Annotated in this window: 1 pseudogene; it reads right to left on the reverse strand. The window is 59.5% G+C overall.

The features are described from left to right. Nucleotides 1-269, reverse strand: a pseudogene (locus tag SB753_RS37610) (hypothetical protein); the annotation flags it as partial.

Raw genomic sequence — 269 nt, forward strand, 5'->3', positions numbered from 1 at the left:
AATGCAGGCGCGCGGCGAGATACGACGAAACGACCAGCCTGTACTCGTCGACCAGCGCCTTGCGATCTTTCGGTTTCGCCGCTGCGTACAGCGGATTCAGGCTTTTCACGACCTGCAACACGACCTCGGCGACGCGAAACGCGTCGTCATCGGTGTAGTTCACGATTGCGTCGGCAGGATAGATGTCGCGCCGAAAGACCTCGCTGACATGGTAATCGGCATGGAAGCCCGGCACGATCATGAGGATCGAGAACGTCCTTGCCTGTGCG

The sequence above is a fragment of the Paraburkholderia sp. SIMBA_053 genome (genome assembly GCF_046534895.1).
GTDB classification, from domain to species: domain Bacteria; phylum Pseudomonadota; class Gammaproteobacteria; order Burkholderiales; family Burkholderiaceae; genus Paraburkholderia; species Paraburkholderia caledonica.